The 13,355-nt window shown below is 43.7% G+C and carries 13 protein-coding genes and 4 tRNA genes; 5 read left to right on the top strand and 12 right to left on the bottom strand.

Features of this window, described 5'->3' with window-relative positions; genetic code table 11:
- Nucleotides 1-4 precede the first annotated feature (4 nt).
- The 7 genes from rimP to tpiA all read right to left on the bottom strand — a co-directional run bounded on the left by rimP (nucleotide 5) and on the right by tpiA (nucleotide 2,564).
- On the bottom strand, nucleotides 5-529 hold the full coding sequence (rimP, locus tag E0H88_RS02225) for a ribosome maturation factor RimP (RefSeq protein WP_092819173.1): 525 nt from the start codon (nucleotides 527-529) through the stop codon (nucleotides 5-7).
- Between the two features lie 210 nt (nucleotides 530-739).
- Nucleotides 740-816: transfer RNA gene (locus E0H88_RS02230), tRNA-Met, on the bottom strand.
- Between the two features lie 199 nt (nucleotides 817-1,015).
- Nucleotides 1,016-1,092, bottom strand: a tRNA-Met gene (locus E0H88_RS02235).
- 76 nt (nucleotides 1,093-1,168) lie between these two features.
- Nucleotides 1,169-1,245: transfer RNA gene (locus E0H88_RS02240), tRNA-Met, on the bottom strand.
- 46 nt (nucleotides 1,246-1,291) lie between these two features.
- Nucleotides 1,292-1,376: transfer RNA gene (locus E0H88_RS02245), tRNA-Leu, on the bottom strand.
- Nucleotides 1,377-1,429: 53 nt separating this feature from the next.
- Nucleotides 1,430-1,759, bottom strand: coding sequence for a preprotein translocase subunit SecG (secG, locus tag E0H88_RS02250; RefSeq protein WP_131272958.1), 330 nt, complete (start codon nucleotides 1,757-1,759; stop codon nucleotides 1,430-1,432).
- A gap of 13 nt (nucleotides 1,760-1,772) precedes the next feature.
- A complete protein-coding gene (gene tpiA, locus E0H88_RS02255; protein WP_092819175.1) occupies nucleotides 1,773-2,564 on the bottom strand; it encodes a triose-phosphate isomerase in 792 nt (263 codons plus the stop codon).
- Between the two features lie 281 nt (nucleotides 2,565-2,845).
- On the opposite strand from tpiA, the gene pilB reads away from it, so the two are divergent.
- From pilB to coaE, 4 genes are read left to right on the top strand one after another with little or no spacing between them, the layout of a single operon-like run.
- Nucleotides 2,846-4,558, top strand: coding sequence for a type IV-A pilus assembly ATPase PilB (pilB, locus tag E0H88_RS02260; protein WP_131272959.1), 1,713 nt, complete (start codon nucleotides 2,846-2,848; stop codon nucleotides 4,556-4,558).
- A 26-nt stretch (nucleotides 4,559-4,584) separates the two neighbouring features.
- Nucleotides 4,585-5,811, top strand: coding sequence for a type II secretion system F family protein (locus E0H88_RS02265; protein WP_092819177.1), 1,227 nt, complete (start codon nucleotides 4,585-4,587; stop codon nucleotides 5,809-5,811).
- Nucleotides 5,811-6,671 carry a prepilin peptidase gene (locus E0H88_RS16190; RefSeq protein WP_131272960.1) on the top strand — a complete coding sequence of 287 codons (861 nt, stop codon included), beginning with the start codon at nucleotides 5,811-5,813 and terminating at the stop codon, nucleotides 6,669-6,671. Before E0H88_RS02265 ends, E0H88_RS16190 begins: the two co-directional genes overlap by 1 nt.
- Nucleotides 6,672-6,686: 15 nt before the next feature.
- On the top strand, nucleotides 6,687-7,277 hold the full coding sequence (coaE, locus tag E0H88_RS02275) for a dephospho-CoA kinase (RefSeq protein WP_131272961.1): 591 nt from the start codon (nucleotides 6,687-6,689) through the stop codon (nucleotides 7,275-7,277).
- 19 nt (nucleotides 7,278-7,296) lie between these two features.
- On the opposite strand, the gene E0H88_RS02280 is transcribed toward coaE, so the two are convergent.
- The 3 genes from E0H88_RS02280 to ppnP all read right to left on the bottom strand — a co-directional run bounded on the left by E0H88_RS02280 (nucleotide 7,297) and on the right by ppnP (nucleotide 9,473).
- Nucleotides 7,297-8,214: a DMT family transporter gene (locus E0H88_RS02280; RefSeq protein ID WP_131272962.1), complete on the bottom strand. Its 918-nt coding sequence runs from the start codon at nucleotides 8,212-8,214 to the stop codon at nucleotides 7,297-7,299.
- Between the two features lie 44 nt (nucleotides 8,215-8,258).
- The gene (gene rlmB / locus E0H88_RS02285) at nucleotides 8,259-9,008 is read right to left on the bottom strand and encodes a 23S rRNA (guanosine(2251)-2'-O)-methyltransferase RlmB (RefSeq protein WP_131272963.1); all 750 of its coding nucleotides are present in this window, start codon (nucleotides 9,006-9,008) and stop codon (nucleotides 8,259-8,261) included.
- Between the two features lie 141 nt (nucleotides 9,009-9,149).
- On the bottom strand, nucleotides 9,150-9,473 hold the full coding sequence (ppnP, locus tag E0H88_RS02290; protein ID WP_086195201.1) for a pyrimidine/purine nucleoside phosphorylase: 324 nt from the start codon (nucleotides 9,471-9,473) through the stop codon (nucleotides 9,150-9,152).
- A 522-nt stretch (nucleotides 9,474-9,995) separates the two neighbouring features.
- Here ppnP and recN point away from each other — a divergent pair.
- Nucleotides 9,996-11,657, top strand: a complete 1,662-nt coding sequence (recN, locus tag E0H88_RS02295) for a DNA repair protein RecN (RefSeq protein WP_131272964.1) — start codon at nucleotides 9,996-9,998, stop codon at nucleotides 11,655-11,657.
- A 63-nt stretch (nucleotides 11,658-11,720) separates the two neighbouring features.
- On the opposite strand, the gene E0H88_RS02300 is transcribed toward recN, so the two are convergent.
- Both E0H88_RS02300 and lpoB read right to left on the bottom strand, forming a co-directional pair.
- The gene (locus E0H88_RS02300) at nucleotides 11,721-12,704 is read right to left on the bottom strand and encodes an LpoB-related protein (RefSeq protein WP_131273009.1); all 984 of its coding nucleotides are present in this window, start codon (nucleotides 12,702-12,704) and stop codon (nucleotides 11,721-11,723) included.
- A 50-nt stretch (nucleotides 12,705-12,754) separates the two neighbouring features.
- A complete protein-coding gene (gene lpoB, locus E0H88_RS02305) occupies nucleotides 12,755-13,354 on the bottom strand; it encodes a penicillin-binding protein activator LpoB (protein WP_086174116.1) in 600 nt (199 codons plus the stop codon).
- Nucleotide 13,355 lies beyond the last annotated feature (1 nt).

The following is a 13,355-nucleotide window of genomic DNA, read 5'->3' on the forward strand; positions in this document are numbered from 1 at the left end:
TAAATTAATCTTGGTAAATCAAATTTGCTTTGTCGATATTATGACTGTCAATCTCAAGGACCTGTTGCTTTTCAACTTCCACTTGAATGAGTTCATTTTCAAGATCAACGGCAATCAGTTTGGCTTGAAATTTACGACGGTTATCTACAGCACTGATCAGACGCAGCGCAACGGTTTGTCCGATATAACCCGCCATCTGTTCAAGCTGGAAAAATGGACGGTCCCAACCCGGAGAAGAAACTTCAAGTGAATACTCACCAGAAATTGGATCATGTACATCAAGCATGGCACCCACTTGCTGTGTTACGCGGACACAGTCTTGTACGCCGATACCTCGACCCTGCTCAAGCTCGCCATCTTCATTCAGGACAGGTTGCTCGTTATTTTCATCTGCTTTATCGATATAGATACGCAATAAAGAACGTTTACCTTGAGGAAGAAATTCAATTCCCCAAAGATCGACATTGCATGCTTGCACTGCAGGAGCGATTAAGTCTTGGAGTGCTTGAGTTTTATTTGATAGCTTCATTTACTCTCGTCATTATGCTGCGATTTAATGGTCGCGGTGACCGGTTCAGACTAACTCAACTATATTAGTAGTGAAACATGACGATTTGACCAATAAATGTCGGACACTACACGATAGCCAATAAAAAAGGGCGTAATCGCCCCTATTTACACAGAAAAACCAAAGTCCACTGTGCAAAAAGGCCCACTTTTTGTGAGCCTTTTAGAAACTTGGTAGCGGGAGCTGGATTTGAACCAACGACCTTCGGGTTATGAGCCCGACGAGCTACCAGACTGCTCCATCCCGCATCAACGTGCAAAAATTATATACAATCTGCTGATCATTTTCAATCAAAACTGTTCAGTGATTGCTTGATTAAGTTGCACCTTAATCAAAAACGGTAGCAGGAGCCGGATTAAACCAACAGCCTTCGCCGGTTTATAAAGAGTTGAGCCCGAGGAGCAATCAACTGTTTAATAAACAGCATTTCTACACATTCTAAAAACTTGGTAGCGGGAGCTGGATTTGAACCAACGACCTTCGGGTTATGAGCCCGACGAGCTACCAGACTGCTCCATCCCGCAACAACATTACAAAAATTTTATCTCACCTTAAATAAACAAGGTGCCTATTTCAGTTTGCATCTAAAATAAGATTGATTGGTAGCGGGAGCTGGATTTGAACCAACGACCTTCGGGTTATGAGCCCGACGAGCTACCAGACTGCTCCATCCCGCATCAACAGATTTGCTGCTTACACTAACTTATGTTCTGGATTATAAGTTGGTGCGGAAGGGGGGACTTGAACCCCCACGCCCGAAAGCACTACCACCTCAAGGTAGCGTGTCTACCAATTCCACCACCACCGCAGCTGTGACGCATTCTAGTCGGATCACACCCAAAAAGAAAGAACTAAATAAATTTATTCGCCAGTTTTTGGTGCAACTGGTGAAGTTTCACTCGAATTTACCGGAGTTGTGGTTGTTGTTTGTACCGATTTTAAGCTATAGGCATCAGTGGTTTGCTTTTTGGCAAACACCGCTAAACTTAGGCTCGTGACAAAAAATAAAGCGGTTAAAATTGCGGTTAAACGGGTTAAAAAATTAGCCGAACCCGAAGCACCAAAAACGGTTGCTGCGCCACCACCACCAAAGGATGCACCTGCATCGGCACCCTTACCATGTTGTACCAGAATCAATACAATCATTAAAATGGCTAAGATAATATGTACTACCAGCACAAATGCATGCATGCTGAACTCCTAATTATTTTGTATTTGCAAAAGCCTGAGCAATTTTATAGAAAGACTCTGCATTTAAAGATGCACCACCAACCAGCGCACCATTAATATCTGGACAGGCAGCCAACTCTACTGCATTTTCCGGCTTAACACTACCACCATATAAAATTGCCATGCTGGCACCCAAAGGGGTAATTTGGGTTAAACCTGCACGAATTTTGGCATGCATGGCCTGTGCGTCTTCAGGTGAAGCGGTTTTACCCGTACCAATCGCCCAAATGGGTTCATAAGCCACCACTATATTTTTCCACTGCTCAGCCTGAACAACTGTGGCAATATCACAGATTTGTTGCAATACCACCTGCTCTGCCTGACCATTTTCACGCTGTTCCAGACTTTCACCTACGCAATAAATAATGGTTAATCCTGCATTTAAGGCATTTTTAACTTTTTCATTCAGGATTGAGGCAGTTTCAGCAAAAAATTCCCGACGTTCTGAATGACCAATCAGTACAAAATCAATTTGCTGGTCTTTCAGCAGTTCGGCACTCACTTCACCGGTATATGCTCCTGTACCGGCAATACGGGAAACATCCTGCGCAACGGGATAAACAGGACGTACTGAACTTGCCAATTCTGACTGAACACTACCCAAGGCCAGCATGGTCGGTGCAATACCTAAATAACAATCTTGTTCTTTAATTTCATTGTTCTGCAATAATTTTTTAAAATCTTGCAGCAACGCTTTTGCATCTGCCTGCATTGGGTTCATTTTCCAATTGCCGACAACCCAAGGAGTAATAGCCGAACCCGACATACAGTAACCTATTAAAAACAATTCATTAAACCGCGCATATTCTACACGGAATTCAGCATTTTTTAGAAAATTTTCATATGGCTTTTTTATACTCTTCTTATTTTTGCAATCGATCTTCTTTTACTCTCCGGAAAAACTTCTCCCTGTAATTACGACTGGTTCAAAGTTTTATCTGATATTAAGTAGATGACAACATTTTAAGATATGGTATTTTTATATAACAAAAGTATAATTCAATGATACCAATTATAAACAGATTGATTAAGCAGGCATATTAAAGCATGGCAGCATTACAAGGATCACCAAGATTTACGGGTTTTATTCGGCGTTTAGTCGAAGATGGCTTAGTTTCTGCTGAAAATATGCAGAGTGCAATATTGAATGCGAAAAAAGCCAATCAAGATATTGTCCCTTTTTTAATTGATCAGTTGAAAATTTCCTCTCTGGATATTGCAGAAAAAATCTCTCAAGAATTTGGAGAACCTCTTTTTGATTTGAGCGCCTATGACTCTGCTCAAATTATCCGGGAAGGGCTGGATGAAAAACTCATTAGCAAACATTGCGTTTTGCCCATTTTTAAACGCGGGAATTTACTCTACGTCGCAACCAGCAATCCCACCAATATAGATGCCATGGATGCGATTCGCTTCAGCAGTAAAATGAATATTGAAGCGATTATTGTAGAACACCAGAAATTACACAAACTCATTGAACAGAACTTTACCCAGGCGGACAGTTTTGAATTTTCTGATGAAGATATCGATCTAGATCTAGAACAAGAAGACCTGAACAAACCAGCTGATGAAGATGATGGTCCCCAAGGGGATGAAGCTCCCATCGTTAAATATATTAATAAACTGTTAATTGATGCCATTCGTATGGGGGCTTCGGATTTACATTTCGAGCCGTATGAAAAGTCATATCGGGTCCGTTATCGTATTGATGGTGTGCTCCGCCAGATTGCCAATCCGCCGTTGCAGCTGTCCACACGCCTGGCCTCGCGTTTAAAAGTCATGTCGCAAATGGACATTTCTGAAAAGCGCTTGCCTCAGGATGGACGGATTAAACTGAAGCTTTCGAAAACCAAGGCCATCGACTTCCGTGTCAACTCATTGCCTACCCTGTTTGGAGAAAAACTGGTCCTGCGTATTCTGGATCCATCCAGTGCCATGCTGGGCATTGATGCATTAGGCTATGAACCCGAGCAAAAAGAACTGTTTATGCAAGCGCTGGAAAAACCTCAAGGCATGCTGCTGATTACAGGTCCAACCGGTTCCGGTAAAACCGTATCGCTCTATACGGGCTTGAATATTCTGAACCGTGAAGATACCAATATTTCAACGGCCGAAGACCCGGTAGAAATCAACCTGGAAGGGATTAATCAGGTCAATGTCAACGCTAAAGTCGGTTTAACCTTCTCTGCTGCGCTTAAATCATTTTTACGTCAGGATCCTGATATTGTCATGGTCGGTGAGATTCGAGACCTGGAAACCGCTGAAATTGCCGTAAAAGCAGCACAAACCGGTCATATGGTGATGTCTACACTGCATACCAACAGTGCACCCGAAACCTTGACGCGTTTGCGTAACATGGGCGTTCCATCCTTTAACATTGCCACCTCGGTCAACCTGGTGATTGCACAACGTTTAGCCCGTCGTTTATGCTCTCAATGTAAAGTGCCTGCAGATATTCCAGAGCCCAGCTTATTAGAAATGGGTTTTACCGAAGAAGATCTTAAACATCCAGAATTTCAGGTATATCAACCTGTAGGCTGTTCCGAGTGTCGTGAAGGTTATAAAGGTCGTGTCGGTATTTATGAAGTCATGAAAGTAACCCCTGAAATTTCGAAAATTATTATGGAAGATGGCAATGCACTGGAAATTGCAGCAGCATCTGAAAGATCGGGGTTTAATAATTTACGCCGTTCAGGATTAATTAAGGTTATGCAGGGGGTGACTTCCCTTCAGGAAGTCAATCGTGTAACCAGTGAATAAATGAAATTTAAAATAAGGATAAACGCATGGCTGTCAAAAAAGCACAGATGATGCCCGTCTTCAGTTATGAAGGCATTGATCGCAAAGGGGAAAAACTTAAAGGGGAATTACCTGCACGTAATATGGCACTTGCCAAAGTGACCTTACGCAAGCAAGGCATTACCATTAAACATATTCGGGAAAAACGTAAAAATATTCTCGAAGGGTTAATGAAAAAGAAAGTCACCACCCTGGATATCACGATTTTTACCCGCCAGCTGGCCACCATGATGAAAGCCGGTGTACCACTTGTACAAAGCTTTGAAATTGTCGCAGAAGGTCTGGAAAATCCAGCGATGCGTGAGGTGGTACTGGGTATTAAAGGTGAAGTGGAAGGCGGGAATACCTTTGCAGGTGCACTTAAAAAGTATCCACAATATTTTGACAACTTATTCTGCTCACTGGTTGAATCTGGTGAACAGTCCGGTGCCCTGGAAACTATGCTGGACCGTGTCGCGATTTATAAAGAGAAAAGCGAACTCTTAAAACAAAAAATTAAAAAAGCCATGAAATATCCAGCAACCGTTATTGTGGTTGCTGTGATTGTGACCATCATCTTGATGGTTAAAGTGGTTCCGGTATTCCAAGATCTGTTCAGTTCTTTTGGTGCTGACCTGCCAGCTTTTACCAAAATGGTGGTGAATATGTCTGAATGGATGCAGAAATACTGGTTTATTCTGATTATTGCGATTGGTGCCATTATTGCAGGCTTTCTGGAAGCTAAAAAGCGGAGTAAAAAATTTCGGGATTTTCTCGATAAAGCAGCACTCAAAGCCCCTATTTTCGGTGACCTGGTTTATAAAGCCATTATTGCGCGTTACAGTCGTACTCTAGCCACTACCTTTGCTGCCGGTGTTCCCTTGATTGATGCCTTGGAATCCACTGCAGGTGCAACCAATAATGTGGTTTATGAAACTGCCGTAATGAAAATTCGTGATGACGTGGCCACCGGACAACAATTACAATTTGCCATGCGGGTTACCAACAAATTTCCCTCTATGGCGGTACAGATGGTCGCGATTGGTGAAGAATCTGGTGCGCTGGATGCCATGCTGGATAAAGTCGCAACGCATTTCGAAAATGAAGTCGACAATGCTGTGGATGGCTTAACCTCGATGATGGAACCCTTGATTATGGCCATACTGGGTGTATTAGTCGGTGGTCTGGTAATTGCCATGTATCTTCCAATTTTCCAAATGGGTTCTGTGGTTTAATGCAAGATTTCATTTCTTATTTTATGATTAACCCAACTGCTTTATATATTGCAGTTGGGCTTTTTAGTCTGTGTATCGGCAGTTTTCTCAATGTCGTGATTTATCGAACGCCGAAAATGATGGAGCAAGAGTGGCGGCAGGATTGTCAAATATTGCTGCATCCTGAACAGGCCATTATTGACGAAACAAAAATCACCCTCAGCAAGCCTGTTTCAACCTGTCCGAAATGCCAGACTCCCATTCGCTGGTATCAGAATATTCCTGTCATCAGCTGGCTGGTTTTACAGGGCAAATGCGGTTCTTGCAAAAATCCGATCAGCATTCGCTATCCACTCATTGAATTGTTAACTGCACTCTGTTCCCTGATCATTGTGGCAGTATTCGGCCCTACCCTACAGATGCTGTTTGGTCTAGTTCTCACTTGGGTACTGATTGCGCTGACTTTTATCGACTCTGACACCCAGCTTTTACCTGACCGTTATACTTTACCTCTGGCAGCGCTGGGTTTAGCAGTAAATAGCTATAGTCTCTATACCAGTCCAACTTCTGCCATCTGGGGCTATATTATTGGCTTCCTGTGTTTGTGGATTGTCTATTATCTGTTTAAGATCATTACCGGCAAAGAAGGTATGGGCTATGGCGATTTTAAACTTCTGGCTGCCTTAGGTGCCTGGATGGGGCCATTTCTGCTGCCCCTGATTGTATTGCTCTCTTCCTTTGTCGGCGCTGTGATTGGCATTATTCTGCTCAAAATACGCAAAAAAAATCAGCCTTTTGCATTTGGCCCTTATATTGCGATTGCCGGTTGGATTGCATTCATTTGGGGTGAGCAAATCATGAAAATCTATTTGGGACAGTAATTTTTAGGGATTTATATGACGTTTATCTTGGGTTTAACTGGCGGAATTGGCAGTGGAAAATCAGCCGCCAGTCATTGGTTTGAAACCCAGGGCATTACTGTCGTTGATGCCGATATTGTCGCGCGAGAGATTGTAGCCAAGGGACAGTCCGCCTTACAACAGATTCATGCGGCTTTTGGCGATTGGGTTCTATTAGACAATGGCGAGCTGAATCGTCGGGCTTTACGCGAACATATTTTCAAATATCCTGAAGCACGTAAAACGCTGGAAAATATTACTCATCCTGCGATTCGAGAGTCTATTATTCAACAGCTGCAGGCTGCGACCAGCCCCTATGTGATTCTGGTTTCTCCCCTGCTGTTTGAAACCAGCCAGCATGAACTGACTGATCATACCCTGCTGATTGATGCATCGATTGATTTGCAGATTCAGCGGGCTGCCATGCGTGATCACCAGTCAATTGAACAAATTGAAAAAATTATTCAGGCACAAATGCCACGTGAGCAGAAGCGTCGCTTGGCTGATGACATTGTGCTAAATGACGGTCATCTTGACCATTTATATAGCCATTTAAAACCGCTGCATGAAGCGTATTTAAAACGCTGAAATTAAAAAAGCAGTCGCCTTAGGACTGCTTTTTTTGTTGCTCGAGCTGCTTCTCTAAACTGTCCTGACGACCCATCCAGCGCCAAGGCTGTAATGCACCAATCGCCATCCCGATCAAGCCACAAATAATGGCCAGACTTAAAGGTTCACCCAATAGCGGCACGGCCAGAATGGCCGCAATAAACGGGGCCAAAGTGACAATACTCCCTGCCTTGAATGCACCCAGACGCTTAATGGCTTCTACATAAGTCAGTGTAGCGACAATGACCACAAAGATGCCGTGAAAAACTACCTGGAGCATTAAATGCACAGGTTCAGGTGCGGTTAAATTTTTCGGTAAAAACAGCAGATAGATCGGTACATAAACAATTGCCGACCAGATGGCAACGCCTGCCATAGAATGCCAGGCTGAGAATTTCCATTGACGCAACAATACCGTAAAAACACCCCACCAGATCGCACTCAGGAAAAATAGCATGTCGCCAAAACCAAAAGCCACACCGGTTTCCTGATACATCAAGAAACTCATGGCAGTGATCGCGCTCAGCATAATCACCAAACTGATCCAGATGTGTTTATCCAAAGGCTGTTTGAATAATACCAATCCAGCTAAAGCTGTACACAGCGGGAGACAGCCATTCAGGAAAATAGCTGCATGTGCCGCCGGCACATAATGAAAAGCACTATAAGAAGTCAGGCAATACCCGACCCCGCCAATCATCGCCAAAAGGAAAGGCTCTTTTTTCCATAAAAAAGCGGTGTCTTTTTTATAGAGCAAAATGGGCATCAAAATACAAAATGCCAGTGCAAAACGTAAGGCAGTAATATCCCAGGCACTAATTCCCCACTGGGCATTCAGGCGTGAGGTAATGGTAAATCCACCCCAAATACACATGGTAATAGCGACATAAAGATAACCTTGAGACCGGGGTGACATAGCAGACAACTTTTAAATAGCAAATAAATAGCAAAGAAAAAAAATTACACGTTACGCTGACGACAGGCTTCATACAGTGCCATCCCCGTCGCCACACTGACATTTAAGCTTTGCAAGTTCCCTGCCATGGGGATATACACGGTCTGGTCACATTGTGACTGGGTAATTGGACGCAAACCTGTATCTTCAGCACCCATCACGACACATACTGCTGTACCGGTAAAATCAAATTTATCCACGGGTAAGGCTTTTTCATCCAGCATGGTTCCAACTACACGTACATTAAATTCATCTTTGATATGGCCCAAAGTACGCGCCAGATTGGTCACCTGAATGAACTTCACCTTTTCTGCGCCACCGGCCGCAACCTTACGTGCAGTTGGGGTTAGGCTTGCAGAACGGTCACGTGAAACCACCACTGCTTCAACCCCCATGGCAGCCGCTGTACGGATACATGCGCCCAAGTTATGCGGATCGGTGACCTGGTCCAGTGCCAGTAACAGCGCTTGAGGATTTTGCTTCAGTACGGCATCCAGATCCTGTTCATTCAGTACCGGATGCGGACGCACTGCAGCGACTACGCCCTGATGAAAAGGCTGACCGGCCAGTTTTTCCAGTTTGTCACGGCTGGCTTGTTGCACGCTAATGCCGAAAGGTTCAGCCAGAGCCAGCACATTTTTCAAACGCTGGTCATCACGGCCTTTCAAGGTAAATAAAGTCAGTACGCGCTCAGGCTCGAGTTCCAATAATGACTCCACCGAGTGAACGCCATAATAATATTCTGGTTTTGCCATGAACGGCCTCTAAAATCTATGGTGACTATGGGTAACGATGCAAAAAGAAAAATCCTGCAAAGCAGGCTTTACAGGATTGATGCTTGAATCTAGTTTAACCGATTCAGGTTAAAATTTCTTTGTCTTATCCGGGACGAATGCTTAGCCTTCGAAATGGCAGACATAATCGAGGACTTCATCGGTCTCGATTTTAAAGCGGCTATTGCCTGGCACATAAAAAGACTGGCCGGCACGGAACAGTTCACTTTCAGTTTTGTCGCCAATTTGTACACGGCATTCACCTGAAATAATTTCCATACGTTCAGGTACATGTGTTTGAAAGGTCAGTGCCTGTTCTGTTGGCAAAATCACCCCTAAGGTTTTTTTTGTGCCATCTTCAAACTGCACGGTATGACTGATACACAACCCGTCGAAATAAACATTCGACTTTTTGACAACCGAAACATGATCAAACTGATTTGACATGCGTATTCTCCAGATAATGCGCATTTATAATTTTTGCTCGAGCTAGTTTAAAGCTGAGCATTAAACTAATCAATCGCTGTTTCCTACCGCCAAATCAATATTTTTCAATTTTTTACAAATATTTTTTGCAGGCTGAAAAGAACAACTGGCGATTTGTGCACGAACCTCTGCATGAATGAAATTATAAGCATAAATTGCTGCTGATGTTGCCCCGACCAAAGGCGAATAGCATTCTCCAGCATGGATTAGGTCTTCAAATCATCAACAGTATAGAGTCTCTTATCTGGTCCAGGTTTTGCGCAGCCGGATAAATTTGGACTCCAATTTTCTCTTTTTCTTAAAATAAGCTGCAATTTATTGATGGAAAATTTTATCGGCTATTTTCACACACAGGTTTCATTTTCAGCGCCGAGATAAGGTAAGATATTGATGTTTTAAACCCTTTTAAAATAAAAGCTGTCTTGTGACCAAAACAAAATTTCACTATCTTAGACTAAAACTTTTCGCAGCTTGGATGCGTTTATGCTGACACATTTAACTCTGATCAATTTTGCTTTAGCCGATCACTTAGCCATTGATATTGAAAAAGGTTTCAATGTCCTGACGGGTGAAACCGGGGCGGGTAAGTCGTTATTACTGGATGCCCTGTCTGCCTGCCTGGGTGAACGTACCGACACCAATTATGTACGTTTCGGTTCGGATAAAGCCGATGTGACGGCCATTTTTAGCTATCAGGAACACAGCCCTGAAGCCGAATGGTTAAAAGCACATGAGTTGGATGACGAATCAGGCGAAATTCATTTAAGACGGGTGATTTTTGCCACGGGTCGTAGCAAAGCCTGGATTAATGGTCGTCCAAGTAGTCTCTCTGAACTGAAAGAGATTGGCCGCTTATTGGTACAACTGTATAGTCAGCACAGTCAGCAACAACTGTTAGAGCCGCCCTATCCCAAGCACTGGCTGGATCGTTACAGCAACTTTTATCAGCCTGCGCAAGAGGTCCGTAATGCCTATAGCACCTGGCAAAAAGACATTCGTCAGCATCAAGCGGCTTTAGATGCACAAGCCACCCGCAAACAGCGCATTGAAACTTTAGAGTTGCAACTGGAAGAACTCGAAGACATCACCCAGATTGACTATAAAGAGATTGAACAGGAATTTGACCGTTTAAGCCATCATGAACATATCATGCTGGACTGCGGTTATAGCTTAAATGTGCTGGATGAAGCCGAACAAAACCTGACCCAGGAACTGTCTTCAATTATTCGTCGACTGGAATCGCATGCCGGCCGTAGTGAACAGCTTGCTGAAATCTATAATTCACTGATCAATGCACAAAGTGAAATTGATGATGCAACGGCAAACTTGCGTCAGTTTATCGACCGGCAAAGCTTCGATCCAGAACGGATGGAAGAATTGAACTCACAACTGGAAATTTTCCACCGTTTAGCCCGTAAGTACCGCACTCAACCAGAGACATTGAAAGAAGAATACCAGGCCTGGCAGGCTGAACTGGAACAGTTGCATCAGCTGGAAGACCCGGAAACTTTGGCTGAACAGGTAGAAGTGTCTCATCAGGAATTTTTAGCCAAAGCGCAATATCTGGATGAAATTCGCCGTGAAGCCGCAATCCCCTTGGCAAAACAACTGACTGAACAGGTCAAGCAGCTGGCTTTACCGGAAGCCTATTTTGAATTCAAGTTTGAGCCTTTAGAACAGCCAGGTGCTGAAGGTCTCAGCTTTATTCAACTGCTGTTTACTGCGAACAAGGGAATTCCCCCGCAGCCTTTGGCCCGCGTGGCATCCGGTGGCGAACTGTCGCGTATTGCCCTGGTGATGCAAGTCATGAATGCTGAAAAAACCGAAGCAGAAGTGCTGGTCTTTGATGAAATCGACGTCGGGATTAGTGGCGGTACTGCAGAAATGGTCGGCCGTTTGCTGGCTGATTTGGCCCAGCATGTACAGATTTTATGTATTACCCATCAGGCTCAGGTGGCGGCACAATCCGATCAGCATCTGCTGGTGAAAAAGCGTCAAACCGATCCGGCCAGCAGTACCATCATCAATCTTGCCGAAGAACAGCGCATTGATGAACTGGCACGTATGACCGGCGGCGTCGAAATTAATGACACCACACTGCAACATGCCAAGCAGTTACGTCAACTTAAGTTTCAACAGGTATAAAAAACCAGTACAGCATGTACCGGTTTTGAACTTCAATGCAAATAACGTTGCTTTGAGGCCGACTTACCATTTGATCGGTTTTTCACTCGATCCTGGGGTCATGTCATAGGTTGGAGTAAAACCGGCATCTTGTCCCTGATAGGAGGCAGGTTGTAGTTTCATCCCGACCAACACCTCTCGGCTCAAGCTTTGTGCAATTTTATCTGTACTTGAATCATTCAATGAATTATTCAGCATGTTTTGAATTGCATTGTCTGCAATGACGCGGTTGAAGGTACCTGCTGCAACAACTTTACTGGTATTCGCCTCAATCACCCGCCAAGTTAAACGCACTTGATCTGCACCTTGATTCAGACCATACATCTGTTGGCCATTGGCAACCGAGACATCATTGATACGCCCCACCAACAAATAGTCTGCACCCACTTTCTGACCTATACGTGCCAATTCTTGCGGTGCACCATCCCAGTATAAAAACTCATTCTCGGACTGCATTTCGCTTAAATAATGACGATCCACCAAGCTCAATTGACCCGTTTGAGCCAAATAGACACCTAATTGATCAGACAATTCTGATGCAAAATCTTCTGCTGAATCCACCTTGGCAGAACGGTTATTTTTTTCATAAAATTGAAATGGCAGCACAGCAATGCGGCGTAAATGCTGATCTTGAACAGATGACTGGTACTGCACAACATGCGCACGCACTTTCGCACGGTAGTTGTTTTTTGATCCAGTCACGCTGAGCACTTGGAATTTAGTGACAGATCCTGAGCCAGTATTATCTACGCTAAAGACTGGAGAAACTTTACCCGAATAACTCCATTTATTATTGGAAACAGACATATTGACAGTTGTTTCATAATCTACACGTGAGGAAACAGTTGCACCATTCACCGATTGAACTGCAACCAACAAGGCTTCTGAAATCGCTTGATGCTGGGTAGCACCACTACCCGATGCTTCCTTAACCACTTCTTTTAATGCTGCAAATGCAGAAGTGGTCGCAGAACCAGCAAGCAATAAAGCTAAAAATATTTTATTCATCATTATTATCTTCTTAAGCAACTGTGCAATCGCACAGTTGCATATTTGAATTATAAACCGAAGGTCGAACGTTTCGACGATTTACGAATTTCTTTCTCGCTGGTCCATTCCACAATGCCGGTTTGTACATTTTGAAGTTTTAAAGTGAACTTGTAATACACATCACTTTTACCCCCTGCATTTTTTACAATGCTCGACAGGTTGCCGTTTAACATGTATTCAGCGCCAATATGACCACCGGCTTTTACCGAAGTTGCCTGGTTCACCAATCCGCTTTGCTTTTGGTATGCCAACTGCTGCGCTAATGCATTGGCAGAAGTCATATCTACAAAACGGAATTTGCCTGAATTGATGAGTTTGTTTTGAATGGTGTCAGTGATTGATTCGGTATCAATATGTTCTTGCGTTTTATTGCGGATGCGGTCTACAAACATCACTGGGCGGCGGTTTTGGGTCAATTGAACAATCACGGGAAAGGTCAACATGTCATCCACCATTTTGTCCGCAATCATCTGCAAATCGGTAGAACCGAAATCTTTAGTCAGGGTTTCAACTGACTGGGCATCTCCATAACTCACGTTATTCGAAGCACAACCGCCCAAGACCAAAGTAGCCAAAACAGTAGTAGCCAAAGTTAATTTTAATTTCATG

Origin of the sequence: Acinetobacter sp. ANC 4216 (genome assembly GCF_004331195.1) — a bacterium.
GTDB lineage: Bacteria > Pseudomonadota > Gammaproteobacteria > Pseudomonadales > Moraxellaceae > Acinetobacter > Acinetobacter kookii.